The sequence below is a fragment of the Streptomyces sp. NPDC059957 genome (assembly GCF_042730015.1).
Classification (GTDB): Bacteria; Actinomycetota; Actinomycetes; order Streptomycetales; family Streptomycetaceae; genus Streptomyces.
The window spans coordinates 1-26,267 of the sequence record NZ_JBHWMB010000094.1 but is presented as its reverse complement, the minus strand read 5'-3'; the positions used below and the strand labels follow the sequence as shown (position 1 = coordinate 26,267).

19 protein-coding genes are annotated in these 26,267 nt (G+C 71.9%); 10 read left to right on the top strand and 9 right to left on the bottom strand.

Annotated elements, in window-relative coordinates; genetic code table 11:
- Nucleotides 1–146: 146 nt before the first annotated feature.
- From ACFWBW_RS37155 to ACFWBW_RS37130, 6 genes are all read right to left on the bottom strand, one after another.
- A complete protein-coding gene (locus ACFWBW_RS37155; protein WP_385382727.1) occupies nucleotides 147–743 on the bottom strand; it encodes a Uma2 family endonuclease in 597 nt (198 codons plus the stop codon).
- Between the two features lie 77 nt (nucleotides 744–820).
- Nucleotides 821–2,131 (bottom strand): DUF58 domain-containing protein, encoded by a 1,311-nt coding sequence (locus ACFWBW_RS37150; RefSeq protein WP_385382724.1) that lies wholly within the window; start codon nucleotides 2,129–2,131, stop codon nucleotides 821–823.
- Nucleotides 2,131–3,093, bottom strand: coding sequence for an AAA family ATPase (locus tag ACFWBW_RS37145; protein ID WP_385382721.1), 963 nt, complete (start codon nucleotides 3,091–3,093; stop codon nucleotides 2,131–2,133). Before ACFWBW_RS37145 ends, ACFWBW_RS37150 begins: the two co-directional genes overlap by 1 nt.
- The gene (locus ACFWBW_RS37140) at nucleotides 3,090–4,658 is read right to left on the bottom strand and encodes a DUF4350 domain-containing protein (RefSeq protein WP_385382718.1); all 1,569 of its coding nucleotides are present in this window, start codon (nucleotides 4,656–4,658) and stop codon (nucleotides 3,090–3,092) included. Before ACFWBW_RS37140 ends, ACFWBW_RS37145 begins: the two co-directional genes overlap by 4 nt.
- Nucleotides 4,655–5,323 (bottom strand): DUF4129 domain-containing protein, encoded by a 669-nt coding sequence (locus tag ACFWBW_RS37135; protein WP_385382715.1) that lies wholly within the window; start codon nucleotides 5,321–5,323, stop codon nucleotides 4,655–4,657. The genes ACFWBW_RS37140 and ACFWBW_RS37135 overlap by 4 nt, the downstream gene beginning before the upstream one ends.
- A gap of 7 nt (nucleotides 5,324–5,330) precedes the next feature.
- On the bottom strand, nucleotides 5,331–6,533 hold the full coding sequence (locus ACFWBW_RS37130) for a hypothetical protein (RefSeq protein WP_385382712.1): 1,203 nt from the start codon (nucleotides 6,531–6,533) through the stop codon (nucleotides 5,331–5,333).
- Between the two features lie 254 nt (nucleotides 6,534–6,787).
- On the opposite strand from ACFWBW_RS37130, the gene mtrA reads away from it, so the two are divergent.
- From mtrA to ACFWBW_RS37100, 6 genes are all read left to right on the top strand, one after another.
- On the top strand, nucleotides 6,788–7,477 hold the full coding sequence (mtrA, locus tag ACFWBW_RS37125; protein ID WP_274552971.1) for a two-component system response regulator MtrA: 690 nt from the start codon (nucleotides 6,788–6,790) through the stop codon (nucleotides 7,475–7,477).
- A 1-nt stretch (nucleotide 7,478) separates the two neighbouring features.
- The gene (mtrB, locus tag ACFWBW_RS37120; protein WP_385382708.1) at nucleotides 7,479–9,593 is read left to right on the top strand and encodes an MtrAB system histidine kinase MtrB; all 2,115 of its coding nucleotides are present in this window, start codon (nucleotides 7,479–7,481) and stop codon (nucleotides 9,591–9,593) included.
- A complete protein-coding gene (locus tag ACFWBW_RS37115) occupies nucleotides 9,583–11,418 on the top strand; it encodes an LpqB family beta-propeller domain-containing protein (RefSeq protein WP_385382706.1) in 1,836 nt (611 codons plus the stop codon). Before mtrB ends, ACFWBW_RS37115 begins: the two co-directional genes overlap by 11 nt.
- A 142-nt stretch (nucleotides 11,419–11,560) precedes the next feature.
- Nucleotides 11,561–12,334 (top strand): ComF family protein, encoded by a 774-nt coding sequence (locus ACFWBW_RS37110; protein WP_385382703.1) that lies wholly within the window; start codon nucleotides 11,561–11,563, stop codon nucleotides 12,332–12,334.
- Nucleotides 12,335–12,692: 358 nt separating this feature from the next.
- On the top strand, nucleotides 12,693–13,400 hold the full coding sequence (hpf, locus tag ACFWBW_RS37105) for a ribosome hibernation-promoting factor, HPF/YfiA family (RefSeq protein WP_385382700.1): 708 nt from the start codon (nucleotides 12,693–12,695) through the stop codon (nucleotides 13,398–13,400).
- Between the two features lie 270 nt (nucleotides 13,401–13,670).
- Entirely contained in the window at nucleotides 13,671–14,399 is a 729-nt protein-coding gene (locus ACFWBW_RS37100; protein ID WP_250751046.1) for a response regulator transcription factor, read from the top strand.
- 276 nt (nucleotides 14,400–14,675) lie between these two features.
- Here the strand turns inward: ACFWBW_RS37100 and ACFWBW_RS37095 are convergent, their stop codons facing one another.
- Nucleotides 14,676–15,851 carry a winged helix-turn-helix domain-containing protein gene (locus ACFWBW_RS37095; protein WP_385382696.1) on the bottom strand — a complete coding sequence of 392 codons (1,176 nt, stop codon included), beginning with the start codon at nucleotides 15,849–15,851 and terminating at the stop codon, nucleotides 14,676–14,678.
- A gap of 9 nt (nucleotides 15,852–15,860) precedes the next feature.
- Nucleotides 15,861–16,439: a GNAT family N-acetyltransferase gene (locus ACFWBW_RS37090; RefSeq protein ID WP_385382693.1), complete on the bottom strand. Its 579-nt coding sequence runs from the start codon at nucleotides 16,437–16,439 to the stop codon at nucleotides 15,861–15,863.
- Nucleotides 16,440–16,679: 240 nt separating this feature from the next.
- Here ACFWBW_RS37090 and secA point away from each other — a divergent pair, with 240 nt between their 5' ends.
- Nucleotides 16,680–19,457, top strand: a complete 2,778-nt coding sequence (secA, locus tag ACFWBW_RS37085) for a preprotein translocase subunit SecA (protein WP_385382690.1) — start codon at nucleotides 16,680–16,682, stop codon at nucleotides 19,455–19,457.
- 123 nt (nucleotides 19,458–19,580) lie between these two features.
- Here the strand turns inward: secA and ACFWBW_RS37080 are convergent, their stop codons facing one another.
- Entirely contained in the window at nucleotides 19,581–20,180 is a 600-nt protein-coding gene (locus tag ACFWBW_RS37080) for an Rv3235 family protein (RefSeq protein ID WP_385382687.1), read from the bottom strand.
- Between the two features lie 577 nt (nucleotides 20,181–20,757).
- On the opposite strand from ACFWBW_RS37080, the gene ACFWBW_RS37075 reads away from it, so the two are divergent.
- The 3 genes from ACFWBW_RS37075 to ACFWBW_RS37065 form a co-directional block, all read left to right on the top strand.
- Complete coding sequence (locus tag ACFWBW_RS37075; RefSeq protein WP_385382684.1) at nucleotides 20,758–21,258, top strand: DUF6912 family protein; 501 nt, start codon at nucleotides 20,758–20,760, stop codon at nucleotides 21,256–21,258.
- 107 nt (nucleotides 21,259–21,365) lie between these two features.
- On the top strand, nucleotides 21,366–22,037 hold the full coding sequence (locus ACFWBW_RS37070; protein WP_385382730.1) for an HAD family hydrolase: 672 nt from the start codon (nucleotides 21,366–21,368) through the stop codon (nucleotides 22,035–22,037).
- A gap of 402 nt (nucleotides 22,038–22,439) precedes the next feature.
- A partial coding sequence (locus ACFWBW_RS37065; protein WP_385382681.1) for an NAD-glutamate dehydrogenase occupies nucleotides 22,440–26,267 on the top strand: 3,828 nt, incomplete at its 3' end.

The window sequence follows — 26,267 nt, the reverse complement described above, 5'->3', positions numbered from 1 at the left end:
GGACCCTGTGGGAGAGTAGGACGCCGCCGAACAATCATTGTGGGAAAGCCCCGCACCAACCTCTTATGGGGTTCGGTGCGGGGCTTTTCTGCGTTCACGGACCTTTTCCGTACCCGGTACATGCAGGTTCAGGTGGGGTCCGCCTGCTACCAGTCGGCGGGGTAGCTTTTGAGGCTGCTCGTGTCGAGCGTCCAGCGGCCTGCCGTGACGGTGTCCCCGAAGGAGTAGGGGACCGTCTTGCGGTAGCGGATGCCGTCGGGACCTTCCGAGGCATCACTGTGCACTGTGGCGGTCCTCTTGTCCTTGCGGGGGTCCACCACGACGTAGAGAGGGACTCCCATCTTCGGATAGTCGTGGAGCTTGTCGCGGATGTCGGTGAGGGAGTTCGTACGTGAGACGACCTCCACCACCATCAGGACATCACGGGAGTTGATGACCTTCGCCGTGTCGTCGGTGTCTTCCTCGGAGATGACCATGAGGTCGGGGACCTTGGTCAGGCCTGTCACCGGATCGCCCATGTTCGTGTCGTTCAGAGCCATGACTTCGGGTGTCTGGGCCTCGATCTGGCGTCGTAGCCGCACGACGTTCAGCCCGTGGGGAGCCGTGGGGCTCATCATCGTGAGGGAGATCTGACCGTCGGTGGTCTGCACCTTCCACTGGTCTTCCTGGTGCTCGGCCAGCTCCGAGAGTTGCTCCGCGAAGTCGTGCAAGCGGCGCATCTGCTCCGGGGTGAGGTCGGCCATGGTGTCCTCCTGGTGGGTGCCGCGCCCAGCGTATCCAGATCAGGACGGCACGTCCCCGTGGCGGGACGGCCGGGTGGTCAGAGGCGGCCGGCAGCCTTGAGGGCCAGGTAGGCGTCGGCCAGGGCCGGGGCCAGGGTGTCGGGGGTGGCGTCGACCACGTGGACGCCGTGGCGGGTGAGCTGTTCGGCCGTGCGGCGGCGGGCGGACTGGGACTGGGTGCCTGCCGCGGCTTCGTAGACGGCTTCCACGGTGCCGCGGGACTTCGTCATCTCCGCCACGTGGGGGTCGGAGACCGAGGCCAGCAGGACCGTGTGGCGCTGGGTGAGGCGGGGGAGGAGCGGGAGCAGGCCCTCTTCGACGGGGGCGGCGTCCAGGCTCGTCAGGAGGACCACCAGGGAGCGGCGCGGGGCGCTGCGCAGGATGGTGGACACCAGGGTGCGGGAGTCGGTTTCGACCAGTTCTGGTTCGAGGGTGGCCATCGCGTTCACGAAGGCGGGGAGGGTGTCGGCGGCGCTGCGGGCCTGGACCTGGGCGCGGAGGCGGCGGTCGTGGGCCAGGAGGTCCACGCGGTCGCCCGCGCGGGTGGCCAGGGCGGTGAGGAGCAGGGCCGCGTCCATCGCCGAGTCCAGGCGCGGTGCGTCGCCGACGCGGCCGGCAGCGGTGCGGCCGGTGTCGAGGCAGATCAGGATGTGGCGGTCGCGTTCCGGGCGCCAGGTGCGGACGGCGACCTTGTTCTGGCGGGCGGTGGCCCGCCAGTCGATGGAACGGGTGTCGTCGCCGGGTACGTAGTCCCGCAGGCTGTCGAACTCCGTGCCCTCACCGCGCGTCAGGACGCTGGTTCGGCCGTCGAGTTCGCGGAGGCGCGCGAGGCGGGAGGGGAGGTGTTTGCGGCTGGCGAACGGGGGGAGGACGCGGACCGTCCAGGGCACCGTGTGATGACCCTGGCGGGCCAGGAGGCCGAGCGGGCCGTACGAGCGGATCGTGACGCGGGCGGCCTGGCGGTCGCCGCGGCGGGTGGGCCGCAGGCGGGTGGTCAGGCGGCGGCGTTCGCCCGGAGGAACCGTCAACGCGTGCCGGGAGTCGGCGACTTCCGTTCCAGGGACCCAGCTGCTCGGGGGCCAGGCGTCGCGGATGCGGGCGCGGAGGGTGCGGGGGGAAGGGTTCGTGATCGTCAGGTGGACGTCCGCGGATTCGCCGAGGCGGACGGAGGTGTCGCCGGAGCGGGCCAGTTGGAGCGTGCGGACCGGGGCCGCGAGGGCGTAGTCGACCGCGCAGGCCAGGGCGATGGGGGCGTTGACCGCCAGCATCCCCGCCCAGCTCGGTCCGAGGATGCCGACGGGGATGCTGCCGAGGGCCGAGAGCAGGGCGGCGCGTCCGGTGAAGGCCATCAGCGCGGGACGGGGACGTGGGTGAGGATCGCGGTGATGACCGCGTCGGCCGTGACGCCCTCCATCTCGGCCTCGGGGCGCAGTTGGACGCGGTGGCGCAGCGTCGGCAGGGCGAGGGCCTTCACGTCGTCGGGGGTGACGTAGTCGCGGCCCACGAGCCAGGCCCAGGCGCGGGCCGTGGCCAGCAGTGCGGTGGCTCCGCGCGGGGAGACGCCGAGGGTGAGGGAGGGGGACTCGCGGGTGGCGCGGCAGATGTCGACGACGTACGCGGTGATCTCCGGGGAGACGCTGGTGGCCTCGACGGCCTTGCGGGCGGCGTCCAGTTCGGCGGGGCCGGCGACCGGGCGGATGCCGGCGGCGTGCAGGTCGCGGGGGTTGAAGCCGGCCGCGTGGCGGGTCAGTACGCCGATCTCGTCCTCGCGGGAGGGGAGGGGCACGGTGAGCTTCAGGAGGAAGCGGTCGAGCTGGGCCTCGGGGAGGGGGTACGTGCCCTCGTACTCGACCGGGTTCATGGTCGCGGCGACGAGGAAGGGCTCCGGGAGCTTGCGGGGGGTTCCGTCGACGGTGACCTGGCGTTCCTCCATCGCCTCGAGGAGGGAGGACTGGGTCTTGGGGGGCGTGCGGTTGATCTCGTCGGCGAGGAGGAGGTTGGTGAAGACCGGGCCGTTCTGGAACGAGAACTCCGCGGTGCGGGCGTCGTAGACGAGGGAGCCGGTGACGTCGCTCGGCATCAGGTCGGGGGTGAACTGGACGCGCTTGGTGTCGAGTTCGAGGGAGGCGGCGAGGGCCCGTACGAGGAGGGTCTTCGCGACGCCGGGGACGCCTTCGAGGAGGACGTGGCCGCGGCAGAGGAGGGCGACGACGAGACCGGTGACGGCGGAGTCCTGGCCGACCACGGCCTTTCCGATCTCGGTGCGGAGCGCCTCCAGGGCGGAGCGGGCGCTGTCCGTGGTGGCCGTCATGAGGTGCGGACCTCCCTTTCGAGGGCGTCGAGGTGGTCGGCGAGCGCGATGAGCGCCGCGTCGGTGGTGGGGGTGGTGCCGAAGAGCAGGGTGTCCGGGTCGTGCGGGGGCCCGGCCGGGAGGCGGGCCGCGACCGCGGGGACCAGGGAGGCGGGGTCGTGGGCCTGGGCGGCCGGGACGCCGACCAGTGCGGCCAGGCGTTCGCGGGCGGCGGCGCGCAGCACGGTGGCGGCGCGGTCGCGGGCGCCGGCCTTGCGGTACAGGCGGGCGCGGCCCTCGGTGGCCTCGGAGGCGCGGACGAGGACGGGCAGGCGTTCGGTGACGAGCGGGCCGAGGCGGCGGGCGCGCCAGAGTGCGGCGACGGCGGCTGCGAGGAAGAGCTGGAGCAGGGCCCAGCTCCAGCCGGCGGGGATCAGGTCGAGGAAGCTCTGCTCCTCGCCGGTGCCTTCGGCGTTGTCGGGGTTGCCGTCGGCGAGGGACGGCAGGTACCAGACGAGGGTCGGGCGGGAGCCGAGGAGTTGGAGCGCGAGGGAGGCGTTGCCCTCCTTGGCGAGGGTCTTGTTGAGGAGGATGCCCTCGGAGCCGAGGAGGACGGTGTCGCCGCCGCGGACGCCGGTGGGCAGGACGAGGAGGGTGGGGTGGCCGGCGCCGGGGTAGCAGCTGGTGGCTCCGGGGGTGCCGGTGGTGTAGCTCAGGCCGCCGCCCGTCGCGGCGCGGCCCGCGGTGGTGGCGGCGGGGAGGGTGCAGGTGCTGCCCGGGTCGAGGTTCGTGTCCGGGGCGGGGGAGTCGTCGTGGGTGCGGGTGCCGGGTGCCAGGGCGGGGAGGCTGAGGGCGCTCGGCGCGAGCAGGACGGTCCGGCCGCCGGAGAGGTCGATCGCGGAACGGATGGCGCGGAGCTGGGTCTCCCCGAGCCGGTCGGGGTCCGTGACCAGCAGGGTCGTGTCGGGGCCGGCGGCGTCGGCGGCCTGCTCGGCGGTGGTGACGACCCGTGTGGTGACACCGTGGTCCCTGAGCAGCTCGGCCACGGCCTGGCTGCCGAAGGGGTCGGCGGAGCGGGGGTCCAGGTAGCCGTGCCGGGCACCGGAGTTCAGGGCGGCCATGCCCAGCCCGGCGGCGAGGAGCACCGCGAGCGCGAGGAGGAACCCGCGGGCGCGGGTCCAGAGGTCCCGGGGCGATGCGCCTCCGGCGGTCGTACGGGGCGGGGTGGCGGGCCCGCCCGGTGCCGTGGTGCGGGCTCCGGTGGGTGCTGTTGCCTTGGCGGGGCCGGGCGTGGCCCCGGGTGCGCCCGGCGTGCCGGGAGTCGTACCCGGCGGGGTCGCTGCGGGGTGGACAGGGGGCAGGGAGGCCGCGCCCTCGCCGCGGTGGCCCGGTCCGGGGGCCGCGTCTGCGGTGGGGCGGGGCGTGGCCGGGGCTGGACCGTCCGGCCCGGGGGGTGCGTCCGGGGTGGGGAGCTGAGCACCGGGGGGTGCGTCCGGGGGAGGGGCTGTGTCTCCCGTGGCACGGGGTGTGTCCGGGGAGGCGTCGCCTGGGTTGGGGGACGTGCCCGGGTCGGGGGTGTGGGTCATGAGGTGGGGCCTGTCAGGAGGGGCTTCGTGCGGGACAGGGCCTGGTCCAGGGTGGTGAGGGCGGCGTACATCTCGGGGGTGGCCGGGTGGGCGCCGTAGGTGACGTCGTCGAACGTGCGGGCGGCCGTGCGGAGGGACGCCGCGTGGGACGGGAGGGAGCGGGCGGCTTCGGCCGCCGCCTCGTCCGCGGTGCGGCCCGGGCGGGGGTCGAGGAGGGTGCGCTCCTCCAGGGAGCGGACGACGGCGCGCATGCGCTCCTGGACGGCTTCGCTCCAGCGGCCCTCGCCGGCCAGTGCCTCGGCGGCCGTGCGGTGGTCCGCGGCGCTGCGGATGCCGTCGTCGAACAGGGTGCCCGGGGCGCGGGCGGCGGCGCGGCTCGGGGCGCCCAGGCGCCACCACAGGGCGGCGGCGAGGAGGAGGGCGAAGACGGCGATGGCCAGCAGGCCCAGGGCTCCGCCCGGGGTCGCGCCGGAGGCACGGTCGAAGAGGTCCCCGACCCACTCCCAGAAGCGGTTCATGGCCCTCTGGAGCAGGCCCGGGTCGTTCTGGTGGTACGCGGGCTTGGACAGCTCGACGCGGGCCGCCTCGCGGGCGGCCTCACGGCCGATGGTGATGGGTGGTGTGGGTGGTGCTGTGTGGGTGAGCAGGCCCCCCGTGCTCCTCATTCCCGCGTCAGCCTCCGGTCGGCGGCGCGGTGGCGCCGTAGTTCTCGATGCCCGCCGCCCGTGCGAGCTCCAGGTCCAGGGCCTCGCGGCGGATGCGCTGGTCGATGTAGAGCAGGACGGTGACGCCCGCCTGGATCGGCATGGTGATCGCCAGTGCGATGACCCCGCCGATGGCCGCCATGATCAGGTAGCCCCAGCTCGTGGCGCCCGTGCCGTCGGCCATGCCTTCGAGGCCGCCGCCGAACACCAGCCCGCCCACGAGGGTGAGGGGGAGGACGATCAGGGCCGAGACGAAGCCGGTGATGATGTTCGTCAGGAGGGTGATGCCGAAGATCCGCCACCAAGAGCCGTTGACCAGCTTCGAGGAGCGGACGAGGGACTTGCGCACCGTCGCCTTCTCCAGCATCAGCGCGGGCGAGGCCAGGGAGAAGCGGATCCACAGCCAGAGGATCAGGCCCAAGGCGATGAAACCGCCGAGGAAGGCGAGGCCGTCCTGTCCGGCGAGGGCGCCGGGCAGGACCAGAACGGTGAAGACGAGGGCGGCGCCGAGCCCCATGAGGAGGGTCAGGCCGAACAGCCGGGCGAGCTGCGGGCGGGCCTCGCGCCAGGCGGCGCCGATCGAGGAGCCCTGACCGAGCACCGCGCGGCTGAAGATCATGGTGAGCATCGCGGTGGCCACGATGGCCCCGATGAGCTGGATGAACGCGTTCGCCGCCGTCAGGCCCACGAAGGAGGCGTCGCTCGACTGGTCCAGTACGAGGTCGCTGAACGCGTACTTCTGCAGGAGCACGCTGGCGAACTGCACGACGACGGCCACGACCAGGGTGATCGGCAGTACCGCGCGCCAGTGCTTGCGCATGGTGGTGACGGCCCCGTCGAGGATCTCGCCCATGCCGAGCGGCCGCAGCGGGATCACGCCGGGCTTCACGGCCTGGGTGTGGGCGCCCCAGCCGCCCGGGCCGCCGGCCGGGGGCGGGTAGCCGCCGCCGTACGAACCCCAGCCCGTGCCCGGCTGCGGAGCCGCGGGCGGCTGCTGCTGCGGGTTCGGCGGGGTCTGGCCCGGGGTCGGGCTCGACCACTGGCCGGGGGGCGGCTGCTCGGCGGACCACTTGGAGTCGCCTGAGCCGCCCGCGGGCGGCTGCGTACCGTGGGAGCCCTCACCGTCGGACGGGGAGGATCCGGGCGTAGCCCAGCCCGGAGAGTCGTTCATCGTCGCTCCTTCACGTGCACTGCGGGGGTGCGGGGCGCTTGGTCCGGCTGCCATCGTGCCATGTGACAACCTCAAACGGACCAGCCGTCCCCAACGGGCCAGCCGCCCCCTGAGTCCCGGACCGTTCGCGCCTTCGTATGGCGCGCAGATCCGGGGCACACTGGGCGCCCTGATCTCCACGCAGGTCCGAGGGACTATTTCCAGCCCCTTTGGCTGTGGGACACCTCACCGCCGGGTAACGATTAGCTAATGGGATGATGTCAACCATGAAGGGACGCGTCCTTGTCGTCGACGACGACACCGCGCTGGCCGAGATGCTCGGCATTGTGCTGCGTGGAGAAGGTTTTGAGCCGTCGTTCGTAGCGGACGGTGACAAGGCACTGGCTGCCTTCCGGGAGGCGAAGCCGGATCTCGTGCTGCTCGACCTCATGCTGCCCGGTAGGGACGGCATAGAGGTGTGCAGACTGATCCGCGCCGAGTCGGGCGTACCGATCGTCATGCTCACCGCCAAGAGCGACACCGTGGACGTGGTCGTGGGCCTGGAGTCCGGGGCCGACGACTACATCGTCAAGCCGTTCAAGCCGAAGGAGCTGGTGGCCCGCATCCGGGCGCGCCTGCGCCGTTCGGAGGAGCCCGCGCCCGAGCAGCTGACCATCGGTGACCTGGTCATCGACGTGGCCGGGCACTCGGTCAAGCGGGAAGGCGCCTCGATCGCCCTGACGCCGCTGGAGTTCGACCTGCTGGTCGCGCTCGCCCGCAAGCCCTGGCAGGTCTTCACCCGCGAGGTGCTGCTGGAGCAGGTCTGGGGCTACCGCCACGCGGCCGACACCCGCCTGGTCAACGTGCACGTCCAGCGACTGCGCTCCAAGGTCGAGAAGGACCCGGAGCGCCCCGAGATCGTCGTGACGGTGCGCGGGGTCGGCTACAAGGCCGGACCGAGCTGACATGACACCCGGCAAGCCCCGTGGCCGCTCCCGCTGGGGGGCGCTGCGGGGCGGCGGGCTGCTCCCTGACGGAGCACCCGGCGGCCCCGTGCTGCGGCTGTTCGTACGCCTCGTACGCCGGCCGCTGCTTCCGGCTGTCCGGCTGTGGCGGCGCAACATCCAGCTCCGGGTGGTCGCCGCGACCCTGCTGATCTCCCTCGCCGTGGTCCTCGCCCTCGGGTTCGTGGTCATTGCGCAGGTCAGCAAGGGCCTCCTCGACGCCAAGGAGGAGGCCGCGCAGAGCCAGGCCGCGGGCGGGTTCGCGGTCGCACAGGAGAAGGCCAACACGCCCTATACGGCGGACGGGCCCGACGCCTCCGACAACAAGGTCGGCCGGGACGCCAGTACCTGGATGAACTCCCTGGTCAAACAGCTCGCCAGTGGCGGGCAGAGCGCCTTCGAGGTGGCGGCGCTGGGCGCCGGCACCGGAACCGGCGAGGAGCAGCCGTCCGCCCGCGGCGCACTCGGCGGCGTCCGCGGAGCGCGTGCCTCCGGAAACGTGGACCCGACGGCCAGCGTCCCGATGGGGCTGCGCCGCGACGTCAACCACGCGACCGGCGCCTTCAAGACCTTCTCGCAGATCCGCTACACCGACGCCGGGGACAAGCTGCCCGAGCCCGCGCTCGTCATCGGCAAGCGGCTCACCGACATCAACGGCGACCCGTACGACCTGTACTACCTCTTCCCGCTCACCCAGGAGGAGGAGTCCCTCAACCTGGTCAAGGTCACCATCGCCACCGCGGGGCTGTTCGTCGTGGTCCTCCTCGGCGGGATCGCCTGGCTGGTCGTGCGCCAGGTCGTCACCCCCGTCCGGATGGCCGCGGGGATCGCCGAGCGACTCTCGGCGGGGCGGCTCCAGGAGCGGATGAAGGTCACCGGCGAGGACGACATCGCCCGCCTGGGCGAGGCTTTCAACAAGATGGCCCAGAACCTCCAGAACAAGATCCAGCAGCTGGAGGACCTTTCCCGGCTGCAGCGCCGCTTCGTCTCGGACGTCTCCCACGAGCTGCGCACCCCGCTCACGACGGTACGCATGGCCGCGGACGTCATCCACGACGCCCGCGCCGACTTCGACCCCATCACCGCGCGCTCCGCCGAGCTCCTCGCCGGACAGCTCGACCGCTTCGAGTCCCTCCTCGCCGACCTGCTGGAGATCAGCCGGTTCGACGCGGGCGCGGCCGCCCTGGAGGCGGAGCCGATCGACCTGCGGGACGTCGTGCACCGGGTCATCGACGCGGCCAAGCCGCTCGCCGATCACAAAAACACCCGGATCCGCGTCCTCGGAGACACCCAGCCGGTGATAGCCGAGGCCGACGCCCGGCGCGTGGAGCGGGTCCTGCGCAACCTCGTCGTCAACGCCGTCGAGCACGGCGAGGGCCGCGACGTGGTGGTCCGGCTCGCCTCGGCGGGCGGGGCCGTGGCCGTGGCCGTACGGGACTACGGCGTCGGGCTCAAGCCCGGCGAGGCCACCCGCGTCTTCAACCGCTTCTGGCGGGCGGACCCGGCGCGGGCGCGCACGACCGGCGGTACCGGCCTCGGCCTGTCCATCGCCGTCGAGGACGCCCGGCTGCATGGAGGCTGGCTCCAGGCGTGGGGCGAGCCCGGCGGCGGCTCGCAGTTCCGCCTGACGCTGCCGCGCACCGCCGACGAGCCGCTGCGCGGATCGCCGATCCCGCTGGAGCCCGAGGACTCCCGGGCCAACCGGGCCAGGGCCGCGGCGGAGGGCTCCGCGGCCGCCGGGCAGCGGGCGCAGCAGGCCCAGCAGGCGGGGCGCGGCGACCGGTCGCCGATGCCGCCGCGGTCCCCCGTCGCGGGTGCGGTGCCCGTACCGGCCGACCCGACGGCGCTGCCGGGCAACGGGGCGCGGGTCGTGACCCGGCCGGGGCCGGCGGAGCAGGGAACCGGTTCCGGGGGCGGTGCGGCGAACGCGCGGTCCGGCGGGACGGCGGGAGCAACCGACCGAGAGGGTGGAAGCGGTGGAGCGGGCGCAACCGGCGGAACCGGTGGAGCGGGCGGAGCGGGCGCAACCGGCGGAACTGGTGGAGCGGGCGGAGCGGGTGGATCGCATGGGCGCTGAGCCGGGCCGGCCGCGCCGGCGCACGCCGCGCGCCCTGCGGGCCTTGGCCTTCGGGGCGGCCGGGCTGCTGCTCGCCGGCTGCGCCTCCATGCCAGACCACGGCGAGGTCCGTCCCGTGGAGGCCTCCCAGGGCGTCGACTCCCAGGTCCGCGTCTTCGGCGTGCCGCCGGCCGACAAGGCCAGCCCGCAGGAGATCGTCGACGGCTTTCTGGAGGCCATGACCAGCGACGATCCGCAGCTCCAGACCGCCCGCAAGTACCTCACCGAGGAAGCGGCGAAGAACTGGAAGCCCGGAGCGGCGGTCACCGTGCTCTCCGCCGGCCTCGACCGGTTCTCCGTACCGGGCGAGAAGGACCCGGCGGCCCCCCGGTTCAAGATCGCGGGCAAGATGCTGGCCACGGTGGACGAGCGCAGCGCGTACCAGCCGGAGACCGGCGACCGGCGCTACGAGCAGTTCCTCCAGCTCACGCAGAAGGACAACCAGTGGCGGATCGCGACTCCGCCCAGCAGCCTGGTCCTGAGCGAATCCGACTTCCAGCGCATCTACATGCCGGTCAACAAGTACTACTTCGCGGGCTCCACGCTCGTCGCCGACCCCGTCTACGTGCGTCAGCGCAGCGACCCGGATTCCCGGATGGACCCCACCACCCAGACCGTCACCTCGCTGCTCGCCGGCCCTTCCAAGTGGCTCGGGCCGGTGGTCACTTCGAGCTTCCCGACCGGTACGCAGCTGCGCGAGGGCACCAAGTCCCTCGCGATCGACGGTCAGAACACGCTGCGCGTGCCCCTGAACAAGAACGCGAACGACGTCGACGAGGCGAAGTGCGAGCGGATGGCGACCCAGATCCTCTACACGGTCAAGGATCTGACGGGTTCCCGGGTCGACCGGGTCGACATCCTGCGCTCCGACAGCACCACGCGCTGCCAGGTGTCCGAGGCGGCCGCGGCCGTGCTGGCCAACCGGCCGCCCTCGCCCGGCCACCAGTACTACGTGGACGCGGAGAACCGGCTGCAGCGGCTGAACCTGGACCCGAACCGCGAGGACCAGCAGGAACCGCCGACACCGGCCCCCGGGCCGCTGTCCGGGAACCCGGCCTTCAAGGTGGGCTCCGCCGCCGTGTCCTACGACGAGAAGCGTGCCGCGGTCGTCTCCGCGGACGGGCACGGGCTGCACGTGGTCAACCTGACCACGGCCGGAGCGATGCCGCCGGCGCTGATGACGGGCAAGGGGGCCAAGCCCAACGGGCTCGCCACCCCGACCTGGGACGCGGCGGGCGATCTGTGGGTCGCGGACCCCGACCCGCAGAACCCGGCGCTGTACCGACTGCCCGGCGGCACCGGGAACCCCGAACGAGTCGAGGTGTCCGGGCTGGCCGGCGGGCGGATCACGGGTCTGAAGGCCTCCCCGGACGGGGTGCGGATCGCGCTGCTCGTGCAGCGGGAGAGCCGCAAGTACCTGTACATCGGGCGGATCGAGCGGCCCGACGCGAAGGGCGACGTCTCCGCGGTCTCGGTGCGCGAGCTGCGCCCGGCGGCTCCGCAGCTGGCGGACGTGGCGGCGATGAGCTGGGCGCCGCGGGGCCGGCTGCTGGTGGTGGGCCGGGAGAGCGGCATGGTCGTTCAGGCCCGCTACATGCTGGCCGACGGTTCGATGGTCGGGGCCGGGCTGCCCGGGGCGACCGGGCTGGTGGCGGTGGCCGCGAGCGAGGACGAGAAGAAGCCCGTGGTCGCCGAGTCGCTGGAGGACGGCATCGTGTGGCTGCCGCCGGGGGCGCAGTGGCGCACGGTGGTGGCCGGCGGGCAGGCTCCGGTCTATCCGGGCTGAGGGGCCGACTGAGGGCGGGCCGAGGGTCCGGCTGAGGGCGGGCTGGCCGGGTCGGTCGGGCCCGCGTGCGGTGTGACCTGCCCTTTCCGTGGTTGTCCACAGGGGTGGTGGACTGCTGCCCCCGCCCGGCAGGGTGGACGTCATGCGGGAGTGGTGGTGGCGGGGGCTGGCCGGTGAGCTCGCCGGGCTGGTGCTGCCGGTCGGGTGCGCCGGCTGCGGGGCCGGCCGCGCGATGCTGTGCGGAGCCTGCCGGTCGGAGCTCAGTGGGGCCGCGGCGGGCCCGGTACGGCCGTCTCCGTGCCCCGGCGGGCTGCCCGCGGTGTATGCGGCCACCGTGTACCGGGAGGCCGTACGGGCCGTCGTACTGGCCCACAAGGAGCGCGGGGCGCTGCCGCTGGCCGGAGCCCTCGGCGCGGCCCTGGCCGCTGCCGTTCGCGCGGGCGGTGCGGGGGCCGGGGCGGTGACCCTGGTTCCCGTGCCCTCCGCGCGGCACCGGGTGCGGGCACGCGGGCACGATCCGGCGCGCAGGATCGCGCTGGCCGCCTCGGCCCGGCTGCGGCGGGAGGGCGTGCCCGCGCGCGTGACGCCCGTACTGCGGCTGCGGCGGGCGGTGGCCGACCAGGCGGGTCTGGGAGCGGCGCAGCGCCGCGAGAACCTCGCGGGGGCCCTGGAGGCCCGGCCCGGGGCCGGACGGGTGACGGCGGGGGCGGCCCGGATCGTGCTCGTGGACGACCTCGTCACCACCGGATCCACCCTGGTGGAGGCGGCGCGGGCGTTGCGCGCGGCCGGGATCGGGGTGCCGGGCGGGGCGGCCGGGGCGGCGGCTCTGGTGGCCGCCGTGGTGGCCGCGCCGGCGGACTCCTTCGTGCGTCCCGGTGCCACCGCTACTCGTACAGACCAAAAAACTTGTGAATAGATTTGGAACTGGAAGGGAAGGCGCATCGTTGCAGGTAGTAAGAGGGAACGGCCACCTGAACGGAGGTACGTTCCGGTAGCGGGTGCCGACAACCGGCATAGAGGGATATGTTCGGTTGTAAGGAATTGGCGAACCTTGGGCCCCACGCATCGGAGCGCATGTTCGATCGTCTGTACGTTTCGAAAACTTCGTGTCAGAGGTTGTCCCTCGACTCCGAAGTCGGTGGGGTGTGGATCTTGCCGATGGGGGAGGAGGAGGTGGAAGTCGCCAAGTCCGAGGCTCCGGTGTTCACCGGGGCCTGGTGCGAAAGGGAGACGCTTCGCCCCTGAGGCGGAGCTATCCGGGAACGGAGTTCTGCGTGGACATCGTCGTCAAGGGCCGTAAGACCGAGGTGCCCGACCGGTTCCGCAAGCACGTGGCCGAGAAGCTGAATCCGGAGCGGATCCAGAAGCTCGACGCCAAGGTGATCAGCTTGGACGTCGAGGTGTCCAAGGAGCACAACCCGCGCCAGGCCGACCGTTCCGACCGCGTGGAGATCACCCTGCGTTCGCGGGGCCCGGTGATTCGTGCCGAAGCCGCCGCCGCCGACCCGTACGCGGCGCTCGACCTCGCTCAGGACAAGCTGGAGGCCCGGCTGCGCAAGCAGCACGACAAGCGCTACACCCGCCGTGGAGCCGGCCGTATCTCGGCGGCCGAGGTCGCCGACGTGGTGCCGGACGCCGCGACCCTGAACGGCAACGGCGAGCCGGTCAACGGGGAGAAGGCGGACGCGGACGCGATTCCGACCACCCGGATCGGATCGCTGGAAGTGCAGGGCGACGGCCCGCTCATCGTTCGCGAGAAGACCCACTCGGCCGCACCCATGTCGCTCGACCAGGCCCTGTACGAGATGGAACTGGTCGGTCACGACTTCTATCTGTTCGTCGATTCCGACACCAAGATGCCGAGCGTCGTCTACCGGCGCCACGGTTACGACTACGGCGTGATCCACCTCAACGCATCCGATGCCGCCTCCAGTTCGGGTGAGTTCAACGGTGCGGGAGCGGGTGGGGCGCTCGGAGGCTGAGCCGCTGATTCCGGACTGATTCCGGTCTGATTCCGGACTGGATCCGGATGTCCGTGCGGTGCCAGTGTGGTGCCCCCGCGTTCGCCCAGGCGGGCGCGGGGGCACTCGCGTGAGGTGAGAGCTGCGAAACGGTGGCCTGTATGGGTCGGCCTGTAATCGCCGGACCCCCCTCGGTCACGTGGGCATGGAATCATGTCGGGCAGTCAGCCGGCGGCCGCTCTCGTCGGATTGACCCAGCAGCTCAGCACACGTGGTGCAGGGGGAGGAACGATGGCGGACAGCTTCGGGCCGGTGCGTGATGACAACGGTGCGGGCTGCCGTGAGGAGGACCGGGTGGCAGAGCCGATCCGGGTGCTCGTGGTCGACGACCATGCGCTGTTCCGGCGCGGGCTGGAGATCGTCCTCGCGCAGGAGGAGGACATCCAGGTCGTCGGCGAGGCGGGTGACGGGGCGGAGGCCGTGGACAAGGCGGCGGATCTGCTGCCGGACATCGTGCTGATGGACGTGCGGATGCCGCGGCGCGGCGGGATCGAGGCCTGTACCTCGATCAAGGAGGTGGCGCCCTCCGCGAAGATCATCATGCTGACGATCAGCGACGAGGAGGCGGACCTCTACGACGCGATCAAGGCGGGTGCGACGGGGTACCTGCTGAAGGAGATCTCGACGGACGAGGTCGCGACGGCGATCCGGGCGGTGGCGGACGGGCAGTCGCAGATCAGCCCGTCGATGGCGTCGAAGCTGCTGACGGAGTTCAAGTCGATGATCCAGCGGACGGACGAGCGGCGGTTGGTGCCGGCGCCGCGGCTGACGGATCGGGAGCTCGAGGTCTTGAAGCTGGTGGCCACCGGGATGAACAACCGCGATATCGCGAAGGAGTTGTTCATCTCGGAGAACACCGTGAAGAACCACGTGCGGAACATTCTGGAGAAGCTGCAGCTGCACTCCAGGATGGAGGCGGTGGTGTACGCGATGCGGGAGAAGATCCTCGAGATCCGGTAGGGACCGGTTCCGGTTCGGGGTCGGCTTCCGGTCCGGGTGCGGGTGCGGGTGGTGTGCCCTGCGGGGCGGAGTCCCCTACCCGCCCTTCCGCCGTTCCCAGGGCTCTGCCCTGACCCGGTCCTCAAGCGCCGGACGGGCTGGAGGGGTGCCGGGCTGTGCCCCGGACCCGCTGGGGCTGCGCCCCGGACCCCCTGGGGCTTCCGCTCCGGACCCCGCGCCTCAAATGCCGGCGAGGCTGATTTGCCCCGGCGGGGCTGGACTTGGCGAGTCGGGGCTTCAGAGGGTGGCGAGTTCCGCGACGACCGCTGCCGCTTCCGCAGGAGAGCTCGCGCGGTCGATGCGGATCGTGTCGCAGCCGACCCAGGAGGCGGCCTCGCGGAGGGCTTCGGCCATGGGGCGGGCTGCCTTGGGGGTGGTCAGGGAGAGCTGGCGGGCCACGAGGGTGGTGCCCTCGCGGGCCGGGTCCACGCGGCCCTGGAGGCGGCCTCCGGCCAGCAGGGGCATCGCGAAGTAGCCGTGGATCCGCTTGGGCTTGGGCACGTAGGCCTCCAGGCGGTGCGTGAAGCCGAAGATCCGCTCCGTGCGCGGGCGCTCCCAGACCAGGGAGTCGAACGGGGAGAGGAGCGTCGTGCGGTGGCGGCCGCGGGGGAGCGGGGACAGGGCCGAGGGGTCCGCCCAGGCCGGTTTGCCCCAGCCCTCCACCTCCACGGGGACCAGGCCCGCGTCCTCGACCACCGCGTCGAAGTCGGGGCCCTTGAGGCGGTGGTAGTCCGCGATGTCGGAGCGGGTGCCCACGCCCAGGGACTGCCCCGCGAGGGCCACGAGGCGGCGCTTGCAGTCGCGGTCGTCCAGGTCGTCGTGGAGCAGTGCGGCCGGGACGGCCCGCTCGGGGAGGTCGTAGACCCGCTTCCAGCCGCGCCGCTCGGCGCAGACGACCTCGCCGACGTCGAGGAGCCACTCCACGGCGATCTTCGTCTCGGACCATTCGAACCATTCGCCGCCGTTCTTGGCGCCGCCCAGCTCGGTGGAGGTGAGGGGGCCTTCGGACGCGAGGCGGTCCAGGACCGTCTTCGTCGAGCGGTGCTTGTCCTCCAGGACGTGCCAGCGGTGGCCGCGGGCCTTGTTGGCCCGCCGGCGGAAGGCGAAGTGCGGCCACTCCTCCATCGGCAGGATGCAGGCCGCGTGCGACCAGTACTCGAAGGCGTGCTGGTCCGACCAGTACGAGGCTTCGACCGTGGAGCGGCCGACCGCTCCCAGGCGTGCGTACGGGACGAGCTCGTGGGAGCGGGCCAGTACGGAGATCGTGTCGAGCTGGACGGCGCCCAGGTGGCGCAGGACGCCCCGGACGCCGCCGCGCCGGTCCGGAGCACCCAGGAACCCCTGCGCGCGCAGCGCGATGCGGCGGGCCTCGTCGGCGGACAGGGACATGATCGGCGGGGGTGCGGACGTCATGACCGCACCCTAGACCCGGCCACTGACAGGCGAGGGAAGGTAGGCGAGGTCGGAGGGAAGGCCCAGGTCGGAGGGGAGCATGGCACCGGTCCAGCAGTCCCGCAGGGTGCCGCGGTGCTCCATGCCGGCGCGCGCTACGCCTTCGATGACGAAGCCGACCTTCTCGGCGACCCGGCGGGAGGCGTCGTTGCCGACCCCGGCGCGCCAGATCATCCGTACGCAGCCGAGCTCGGTGAAGGCCCAGCGCACCACGGCGGGCAGCGCCTCGGGCAGGTAGCCGCGGCCCCGGTGCCCGGCGACGGTCCAGTAGCCGATCTCGTGGGCGTGATCGCCCTCCCGGACCACCCCGACGCAGGCGACCAGCGGGCCGTCGGCGCCGAGCCGGACACCGAAGTTGAACGCGGAGCCGTTCTCCCCGCCCGGGACCCGGTTCACGAAGGACTCGGCGTGCGTGCGCTCGTACGGGACGGAGACCGGGATCCAGCGTTGGATCACGGGATCCTGCAGCGCCGCGTACACCTCGTCCGTGTCCGAGGCGTCCAGGGGACGCAGGACGAGGCGTTCGGTGGTCAGGGTGATCGATTCCATGGGGGGATTCTGCTGTGGGAGGACGGCGGTGGCGAAGCGGATTTACCCAAGAGGGTCCGCCCATACCGGCACCTTCGGTGCCCCTCACACGTTCTCATTTCCGGGCAGTCCAGCCCCGCGGCAGTGCGGACCTCCCGACGCGACCGCGTCCTCGCTTACGATGGCCGTTGCGGTGGGGCCCACCCTCCGTGCCCGTGCACGAACCAGTGCCAGGCCCGACCGGCAAGGAGACAAACCTCGGTGTCCGTCTTCAACAAGCTCATGCGTGCAGGCGAAGGCAAGATCCTCAAAAAACTGCACCGCATCGCGGACCAGGTCAACTCCATCGAAGAGGACTTCGTCAACCTCTCCGACGCCGACTTGCGTGCGCTCACGGACGAGTACAAGCAGCGCTTCCAGGACGGCGAGACCCTGGACGACCTGCTGCCCGAGGCCTTCGCGACGGTCCGCGAGGCCGCCAAGCGCGTCCTCGGTCAGCGTCACTACGACGTACAGATGATGGGTGGCGCGGCGCTGCACCTCGGCTACGTGGCCGAGATGAAGACCGGTGAGGGCAAGACCCTCGTCGGCACGCTCCCCGCGTACCTGAACGCGCTGTCCGGCAAGGGCGTCCACCTGATCACGGTGAACGACTACCTCGCCGAGCGCGACTCCGAGATGATGGGCCGGGTGCACAAGTTCCTCGGCCTGGAGGTCGGGTGCATCCTGGCGAACATGTCTCCGGCGCAGCGCCGTGAGCAGTACGCCGCCGACATCACGTACGGCACGAACAACGAGTTCGGCTTCGACTACCTCCGCGACAACATGGCGTGGTCGCAGGACGAGCTCGTCCAGCGCGGCCACAACTTCGCCGTGGTCGACGAGGTCGACTCGATCCTCGTCGACGAGGCCCGTACCCCGCTGATCATCTCGGGCCCGGCCGACCAGGCCACCAAGTGGTACGCGGACTTCGCGAAGCTGGTCACGCGTCTGACCAAGGGCGAGCCCGGCCAGCCCCTCAAGGGCATCGAGGAGACCGGCGACTACGAGGTCGACGAGAAGAAGCGCACCGTCGGCATCCACGAGTCCGGTGTCGCGAAGGTCGAGGACTGGCTCGGCATCGAGAACCTCTACGAGTCGGTGAACACCCCTCTCGTCGGTTACCTGAACAACGCCATCAAGGCGAAGGAACTGTTCAAGAACGACAAGGACTACGTCGTCATCGACGGCGAAGTCATGATCGTCGACGAGCACACCGGCCGCATCCTCGCCGGCCGCCGCTACAACGAGGGCATGCACCAGGCGATCGAGGCGAAGGAAGGGGTGGACATCAAGGACGAGAACCAGACCCTCGCCACGATCACCCTCCAGAACTTCTTCCGCCTGTACTCGAAGCTGTCGGGCATGACCGGTACGGCCATGACCGAGGCCGCCGAGTTCCACCAGATCTACAAGCTCGGTGTCGTCCCGATCCCGACCAACCGGGACATGGTCCGCAAGGACCAGGCGGACCTGATCTACCGCACCGAGGTCGCGAAGTTCGCCGCCGTCGTCGACGACATCGCGGAGAAGCACGAGAAGGGCCAGCCGATCCTCGTCGGTACGACGTCGGTCGAGAAGTCCGAGTACCTCTCGCAGCAGCTCTCCAAGCGCGGCATCCCGCACGAGGTGCTGAACGCGAAGCAGCACGACCGCGAGGCCACGATCGTCGCCCAGGCGGGCCGTCGCGGCGCCGTCACGGTCGCCACGAACATGGCCGGCCGCGGTACCGACATCAAGCTCGGCGGCAACCCGGACGACCTGGCCGAGGCCGAGCTGCGCCAGCGCGGCCTGGACCCGGAGGAGCACATCGAGGAGTGGGCGCACGCCCTTCCCGAGGCGCTCACGCGGGCCGAGGCGGCCGTGAAGGCGGAGTTCGAGGAGGTCAAGGACCTCGGCGGGCTGTACGTGCTGGGTACCGAGCGCCACGAGTCCCGCCGCATCGACAACCAGCTGCGCGGCCGCTCCGGCCGACAGGGCGACCCGGGCGAGTCCCGCTTCTACCTGTCGCTCGGCGACGACCTGATGCGGCTGTTCAAGGCGCAGATGGTCGAGCGCGTCATGTCGATGGCGAACGTGCCGGACGACGTGCCGATCGAGAACAAGATGGTCACGCGGGCCATCGCCTCGGCCCAGTCGCAGGTGGAGACCCAGAACTTCGAGACGCGCAAGAACGTCCTGAAGTACGACGAGGTCCTCAACAACCAGCGCACGGTGATCTACAAGGAGCGCCGCCGCGTCCTGGAGGGCGAGGACCTCCAGGAGCAGATCCGTCACATGATGGACGACACCATCGACGCGTACATCACGGCCGAGACGGTCGAGGGGTTCGCGGAGGAGTGGGACCTGGACCGGCTGTGGAACGCCTTCCGGCAGCTCTACCCGATCAAGGTCACGGTGGAGGAGCTGGAGGACGCCGCGGGCGACCGCGCCGGCATCACCGCCGAGTTCATCGCGGAGTCCGTCAAGGACGACATCCACGAGCAGTACGAGGCCCGCGAGGCCACGCTCGGCTCCGACATCATGCGCGAGCTGGAGCGGCGCGTGGTGCTGTCGGTGCTGGACCGCAAGTGGCGCGAGCACCTGTACGAGATGGACTACCTGCAGGAGGGCATCGGCCTGCGGGCGATGGCCCAGAAGGACCCGCTGGTCGAGTACCAGCGCGAGGGCTTCGACATGTTCAACGCCATGCAGGAGGGCATCAAGGAGGAGTCCGTCGGCTACCTGTTCAACCTGGAGGTCCAGGTCGAGCAGCAGGTCGAGGAGGTCCTGGTGTCGGACTCCGGTCCGTCGCTGGCCAAGCCGGAGATCCGGGCGAAGGGTCTGGACGCCCCGCAGCGGCCGGACCGGCTGCACTTCTCCGCGCCCACCGTGGACGGTGAGGGCGGGGTCGTCGAGGGCGATTTCGAATCGGAATCCGGTGACGACTCGGACGGGATGACGCGTGCGGAGCGCCGTAAGGCCGCGAAGGCCACGGGCGGGCGTCGCCGCAAGAAGTAACCCGCGCGCTGCTCGCGGGATCGCCGCCGGGGCCGGACACCACGCTGTGCGTGGGGTCCGGCCCCGGCGGCGTTGGTGTGTGCGGGCGCGGGCGCGGGCGTGGGCGCGGGCCTGGTCCCGGGGTCATGGGCGGGGGCCCTGGAGTTCCACGGCGGCGCAGCGCCAGCGCAGGTCGGGGCCCTGTTCCAGGCGGAAGGCCAGCGCGGTGAGGCGGTCGCCCGTGGCGATGCGGGCGAAGGCCTCGATGACCCCCGGACCGGGGGTGAAGCGCCCGCATCCGTGGATGACGGGGCTGAGCCGACGGGTCTCGTACGCGCGCTCCTGCGGGGGGTCGGCGGGGGCGAGGGTGATCAGCTGGTCGTAGGCCGGGCCGATCGTGTGGCCGATCAGGGAGTGCACGGGGCGGCGTCCGCTGAGGACGGCGAGCAGCCGTTCGGCGAACCAGTGGTGGGGGCCGCGGTGGATGCCCGTGGGCGGGCGGCGCCGGTCGTGGCGGCGGCCGGGCCTCGCGGTGCCGGGGCCGGTGCTCGCCGGCCTCGCGGTGCCGGGGCCGGTGCTCGCCGGCCTCGTGGAGCCGCGGCCGGGGCCCGTGCCGGCGCTGCCGGCGCTGCCGGCGGTACGGGGGCTCCCGGCGGTTCCGGCGGGGGCGGGGCTCGTGCGCCTCGTGGAGGAGGTGGCGCCTTCGGTGGTGTCTTCCGTGGTGCGCGGTGTGCTGGTGGGCATCGTGGTCGTCCCCCGGGGTCGGGCCCGGAGCGGTACCGGGCGGTAACTTGGTAGAGGACTTCTACGGGGCTGCGAACACGCTCCGCAACGACGCCGCGGGGCCGCCCCGGACCCGGCCCGCCTTCACCTATCCGGGTCGCTCCCCGGCCGCCCAGGGGCCCCGCCCGGATCCCGCGGGGAGCCAGGTGGACGCCCTGCGGCCCCGCCGCGGCACCCCGAAAGGGGACGCGGACCGTCACGGACGGAGTCCGCGGCCCGTCCCGGACCCGACGTCACGCCTCCGAGCCGGAACCGGGAAACCCGGCCTCCGGCCCCCTCCGCTCCCCGGCCCCCGGCCCCCGGCCTCCGGCCCCCGGCTCCCCGGCCTCCGGCTCCCCGGCCCTCGGCCCTCGGGTCCTCCCGGACGCCTTGGCCCCACCGGGCCCCACCGGGCCCGGGTGGAGGCCGGTGCAGCGCGGCGGAGCCGTGGAGGTCCCTCGGGGCCGACGCGTGCGAGGTGGGCGTGGAGGAGGGCGCGAGCGGGGACGGGCGCCGGTCGTATCCTGGGGGCGTTTCCGACTATCGAAAGCAGCCGGCCATGCGCGTGTACGTCCCCCTGACCCTCCCCGGGCTCGCCGAGGCGCACCAGGCGGGTGAGCTGGGCCCGGCTCCGCTGCGGGCGTACGCCGTCACGCCCGGACTGCGCGAGTGGTACGTGTCGGACGACCTCGAAGAGCTGGAGTACGCCGCCCTGACCAGGGCCGCCGCCGCCTCGCTGCGGATGATCGCCGAGGACGGGGCCGCGCCGCGCAAGCGGGTCGTGGTGGCCGTGGACGTGGACGACAAGGCCGCGACGGCCGCCCCCGGCACCGACGAGGCCGCGCTCGGCCAGGTGGCCCTCGCCGGGGCCGTACGGCTCTCGGTGGCGGCCGCGGTGCACGTGGACGCGGAAGAGGCCCTGGAGGACGTGAGCGCCGCCGTGGCGGCCGTACCGGCCGCGGACGGGGGCGACGAGGAGGCGCTCGGCACCGTCGACGGCGCCGAGGACCACGAACTGCTGTGGTTCGGGGTCCAGGAGATTCCGGGGCTGCTGAAGTGAGCGCGGCACCCGAGGGCACCCCGCTCGTGGTCCCGACGCCCGAGGGCCCCGCGCTCGCGGTGCCGGCGCCGCCCGTGGCCGGCGCGCCCGAGGGCCCGGCAGCACCGGTGCCCGCGCCCGCGGCCCCGCACATCGTCTGGGACTGGAACGGCACGCTGCTCCACGACATCGACGCCGTGATAGCCGCCACCAACGCCTCCTTCGCGGAGCTCGGCCTCGCGCCGATCACCCTGGAGCGGTACCGCGACCTGTACGTCGTACCGGTGCCGAAGTTCTACGAGCGGCTCATGGGCCGGCTCCCCACGGACGCCGAGTGGCTGGTCATGGACGAGGCCTTCCACCGCCACTACTGGGTGGCCGCCGAGGAGTCGGGCCTCGCCGAGGGGGCCCGCGAGCTCCTTCGGGGCTGGCAGGCGGACGGGCTGACGCAGTCGCTGCTGTCGCTCGCGCCCCACGAGCAGCTCGTGCCACTCGTACGGGCGCACGGGATCGACGCACACTTCCTGCGCGTCGACGGGCGGACCGGGCCCTCGCACACCACCAAGGCGGGACACCTCGTACGTCACTTGCAGGCCCTGGACGGGACGGGAGTGACCGCCGGCCGTACGGTGCTCATCGGAGACGCCGTGGACGACGCGCTGGCCGCCGCGCACGTGGGCGCGCGGGCCGTCCTCTATACGGGCGGTTCGCACAGCCGCAGCAGTCTGGAATCAGCCGGTGTCCCCGTCGTGGACAGCCTGGCGGAGGCCGTACGCACTGCTCGCGAGCTGGCCGGATAGCGACCGGCGCATGAGCGGAGAGCGACCGAGCACCGGCCTGGCACGCCCGGCCGGGCCGGACCCTGTCCAGAGTGTCAAAGTTACCCCCCCTCTTTTGTACACATACAGCTCATGACGAGCCGGGGGTGGAGCGAGATAGCCTGGTACCCGTGATCAGCGCGATAGTTCTCGGAGGCACTGAAGCCTCCGCCCGGCGCCCGGCGCACTTCCGTGCCCGGGCCTTCGCTGATCCCCGCCCCCGGTCCCTGGACATCCTGCCGATCATGGCCGATTTCCTCCCGGTGGGTTCTCTCGACGGCATAGCGTCGATCCCGAACGGACACCGACACCCCGCCTCGCGGTGCTATGCCATTCCTTCCTTCACCTACGTCACGCAATGGCGCGCGACAGGAGCCAGAGGACATGCAGACCAAGCTGGACGAAGCAAAGGCCGAGCTGCTCGCGCGGGCGGCACGGGTAGCTGAGAACAGCCCGGCCGGGGGGCTACTTCCGACTGGGTCCGAGCAGGGGGAGCGTCCCGACCGGGACACCACTCTCGCCTACCTCCAGCGCTACTACCTGCACACCGCCCCGGAGGACCTGCTCGACCGGGACCCGGTCGACGTGTTCGGGGGCGCGCTCTCGCACTACCGGCTCGCGGCGAACCGTCCGCAGGGCAAGGCGAACGTGCGGGTGCACACGCCCACGGTGGAGGAGAACGGCTGGACCTCCAGCCACTCCGTCGTCGAGGTGGTCACCGACGACATGCCGTTCCTCGTGGACTCCGTGACGAACGAGCTGTCCCGCCACGGGCGCGGCATCCACGTCGTGATCCACCCGCAGGTCGTCGTCCGCCGCGACGTCACCGGCAAGCTGATCGAGATCCTCGGCCCCGACTGCGACGCTCACGGTCCCCGCACCGAGCGCCCCCACGACTCCCTCGTCGAGTCCTGGATCCACGTCGAGATCGACCGCGAGACCGACAAGGCAGACCTCAAGCAGATCACCGCCGATCTGCAGCGCGTCCTGTCCGACGTCCGCGAGTCCGTCGAGGACTGGGAGAAGATGCGCGACGCGGCGCTGCGCATCGCCCAGGACCTCCCCGAGGAGCCGACCGCCCCGGACCTGCGCGAGTACGAGCTCGAAGAGGCCCGCGAGCTGCTGCGCTGGCTCGCCGACGACCACTTCACCTTCCTCGGCTACCGCGAGTACAACCTCGTCGACGGCGACGCCCTGGCCGCCGTGCCCGGCACCGGCCTCGGCATCCTGCGCTCCGACCCGGTCCACCACGGCCAGGACGAGGCGCACCCCGTCTCGCCGTCCTTCAACCGGCTGCCGGCCGACGCCCGCGCCAAGGCCCGCGAGCACCGCCTGCTGGTGCTGACCAAGGCCAACAGCCGCTCCACCGTGCACCGCCCCTCGTACCTCGACTACGTGGGCGTGAAGAAGTTCGACGCCGAGGGCAACGTCGTCGGCGAGCGCCGCTTCCTCGGCCTGTTCTCCTCCGCCGCCTACACCGAATCGGTGCGCCGGGTCCCGGTCGTCCGCCGCAAGGTCGCCGAGGTCCTCGAGGGCGCCGGTTTCGCCGCGTCCAGCCACGACGGCCGCGACCTGCTCCAGATCCTGGAGACGTACCCGCGCGACGAGCTGTTCCAGACCCCGGTCGACCAGCTCCAGGCCATCGCCACCTCCGTCCTGTACCTCCAGGAGCGGCGCCGGCTGCGGCTGTACCTGCGCCAGGACGAGTACGGGCGCTACTACTCCGCGCTGGTCTACCTGCCGCGCGACCGCTACACCACCGGCGTGCGGCTGCGGCTGATCGCGATCCTGCAGGAGGAGCTCGACGGCATCAGCGTCGACTTCACCGCCTGGAACACCGAGTCGATCCTCTCCCGCATCCACTTCGTCGTCCGCGTCCCGCAGGGCACCGAGCTGCCCGTGCTGACCGACGCCGACGTGGAGCGGATCGAGGGCCGCCTGGTCGAGGCCGCCCGCTCCTGGGCCGACGGCTTCGGCGAGGCGCTCGTCGCGGAGCTGGGCGAGGAGCGCGCCGCCGAGCTGCTGCGCAAGTACGCGAACTCCTTCCCCGAGGGCTACAAGGCCGACCACTCGCCGCGTTCGGCCGTGGCCGACCTGTCCCACCTGGAGCGGCTGTCCGCGAGCGACCGCGAGTTCGCGCTGTCGCTGTACGAGCCGGTCGGCGCGGGCCCCGGCGAACGCCGGTTCAAGATCTACCGCACGGGCGAGCAGGTCTCGCTGTCCGCGGTCCTGCCGGTCCTGCAGCGCCTGGGCGTCGAGGTCACCGACGAGCGGCCGTACGAGCTGCGCTGCACCGACCGCAGCAACGCGTGGATCTACGACTTCGGTCTGCGGATGCCGCTCCAGAGCGGCAACGGGGACTCCGCCCAGGCCGCCAACTACCTCGGCGACGACGCCCGCGAGCGGTTCCAGGACGCCTTCTCGGCGGTCTGGCAGGGCGACGCCGAGAACGACAACTTCAACACCCTGGTGCTGGGCGCCGGACTGACCTGGCGACAGGCCGTGGTCCTGCGCGCGTACGCCAAGTACCTGCGCCAGGCCGGTGCCACCTTCAGCCAGGACTACATGGAGGACACCCTCCGCAACAACGTCCACACCACCCGGCTGCTGGTCTCCCTCTTCGAGGCCCGGATGTCGCCGGGCCGCCAGTCCGCGGGCACCGAGCTCGTCGACGCGATGCTGGAGGAGCTGGACGGGGCCCTGGACCAGGTCGCCTCGCTGGACGAGGACCGGATCCTGCGGTCCTTCCTCACCCTCATCAAGGCGACGCTGCGCACCAACTTCTTCCAGCTCAACGGGGCGGGCGAGCAGCACTCCTACGTGTCGATGAAGTTCGACCCGCAGGCCATCCCCGACCTGCCGGCGCCGCGCCCGGCCTTCGAGATCTGGGTGTACTCCCCGCGCGTCGAGGGCGTCCACCTGCGCTTCGGCAAGGTCGCCCGCGGCGGTCTGCGCTGGTCCGACCGCCGCGAGGACTTCCGTACGGAGATCCTCGGCCTGGTCAAGGCGCAGATGGTCAAGAACACCGTCATCGTGCCCGTCGGCGCCAAGGGCGGCTTCGTCGCCAAGAACCTCCCCGACCCGTCGGTGGACCGCGACGCCTGGCTGGCCGAGGGCATCGCCTCGTACAAGATCTTCATCTCGGCGCTGCTCGACATCACCGACAACCTCGTCGGCGGCGAGGTCCTGCACCCCAAGGGCGTGGTCCGCCACGACGAGGACGACACCTATCTCGTCGTCGCCGCCGACAAGGGCACCGCGACCTTCTCCGACATCGCCAACGGGGTCGCCGAGTCCTACGGGTTCTGGCTGGGCGACGCCTTCGCCTCCGGCGGCTCGGCCGGCTACGACCACAAGGGCATGGGCATCACCGCCCGCGGTGCCTGGGAGTCCGTCAAGCGGCACTTCCGCGAGCTCGGGCACGACACCCAGACGCAGGACTTCACGGTCGTCGGCGTCGGCGACATGTCCGGCGACGTCTTCGGCAACGGCATGCTGCTCTCCGAGCACATCCGCCTGGTCGCGGCCTTCGACCACCGGCACATCTTCATCGACCCGAACCCGGACGCGGCGACCTCCTACGCCGAGCGCCGGCGCCTCTTCGAGCTGCCGCGCTCCTCGTGGGCGGACTACGACAGCTCCCTGCTGTCGGCCGGCGGCGGGATCCACCCGCGCAGCGCGAAGGCCATCCCGGTCAACGCGCAGGTCCGTGAGGCCCTCGGCATCGAGGCCGGCGTCACCAAGATGACCCCGGCCGACCTGATGCAGGCCATCCTCAAGGCCCCCGTGGACCTGCTGTGGAACGGCGGCATCGGTACGTACGTCAAGGCGACGGCCGAGACGCACGCGGACGTCGGCGACAAGGCCAACGACTCCATCCGCGTCAACGGCTCCGACGTGTGGGCCAAGGTCATCGGCGAGGGCGGCAACCTGGGCCTGACCCAGCTCGGCCGCATCGAGTTCGCGCGCAGCGGCGCCGGCGGCGAGGGCGGCAAGGTCAACACCGACGCCATCGACAACAGCGCGGGCGTGGACACCTCCGACCACGAGGTGAACATCAAGATCCTGCTGAACTCGGTGGTCAAGGACGGCGACCTGACCCTCAAGCAGCGCAACACGCTGCTCGCCGAGATGACCGACGAGGTCGGCGCGATGGTGCTGCGCAACAACTACGCGCAGAACACCGCCCTGGCCAACTCCACGGCCCAGGCG

What these genes read in the sequence shown, in the direction of transcription:
- ACFWBW_RS37155 (WP_385382727.1), bottom strand. Translation starts at nt 743, where the DNA reads ATGGCCGACCTCACCCCGGAGCAGATGCGCCGCTTGCACGACTTCGCG.
- ACFWBW_RS37150 (WP_385382724.1), bottom strand. Translation starts at nt 2,131, where the DNA reads ATGGCCTTCACCGGACGCGCCGCCCTGCTCTCGGCCCTCGGCAGCATC.
- ACFWBW_RS37145 (WP_385382721.1), bottom strand. Translation starts at nt 3,093, where the DNA reads ATGACGGCCACCACGGACAGCGCCCGCTCCGCCCTGGAGGCGCTCCGC.
- ACFWBW_RS37140 (WP_385382718.1), bottom strand. Translation starts at nt 4,658, where the DNA reads ATGACCCACACCCCCGACCCGGGCACGTCCCCCAACCCAGGCGACGCC.
- ACFWBW_RS37135 (WP_385382715.1), bottom strand. Translation starts at nt 5,323, where the DNA reads ATGAGGAGCACGGGGGGCCTGCTCACCCACACAGCACCACCCACACCA.
- ACFWBW_RS37130 (WP_385382712.1), bottom strand. Translation starts at nt 6,533, where the DNA reads ATGAACGACTCTCCGGGCTGGGCTACGCCCGGATCCTCCCCGTCCGAC.
- mtrA (WP_274552971.1), top strand. Translation starts at nt 6,788, where the DNA reads ATGATGTCAACCATGAAGGGACGCGTCCTTGTCGTCGACGACGACACC.
- mtrB (WP_385382708.1), top strand. Translation starts at nt 7,479, where the DNA reads ATGACACCCGGCAAGCCCCGTGGCCGCTCCCGCTGGGGGGCGCTGCGG.
- ACFWBW_RS37115 (WP_385382706.1), top strand. Translation starts at nt 9,583, where the DNA reads ATGGGCGCTGAGCCGGGCCGGCCGCGCCGGCGCACGCCGCGCGCCCTG.
- ACFWBW_RS37110 (WP_385382703.1), top strand. Translation starts at nt 11,561, where the DNA reads ATGCGGGAGTGGTGGTGGCGGGGGCTGGCCGGTGAGCTCGCCGGGCTG.
- ACFWBW_RS37100 (WP_250751046.1), top strand. Translation starts at nt 13,671, where the DNA reads ATGGCGGACAGCTTCGGGCCGGTGCGTGATGACAACGGTGCGGGCTGC.
- ACFWBW_RS37095 (WP_385382696.1), bottom strand. Translation starts at nt 15,851, where the DNA reads ATGACGTCCGCACCCCCGCCGATCATGTCCCTGTCCGCCGACGAGGCC.
- ACFWBW_RS37090 (WP_385382693.1), bottom strand. Translation starts at nt 16,439, where the DNA reads ATGGAATCGATCACCCTGACCACCGAACGCCTCGTCCTGCGTCCCCTG.
- ACFWBW_RS37080 (WP_385382687.1), bottom strand. Translation starts at nt 20,180, where the DNA reads ATGCCCACCAGCACACCGCGCACCACGGAAGACACCACCGAAGGCGCC.
- ACFWBW_RS37075 (WP_385382684.1), top strand. Translation starts at nt 20,758, where the DNA reads ATGCGCGTGTACGTCCCCCTGACCCTCCCCGGGCTCGCCGAGGCGCAC.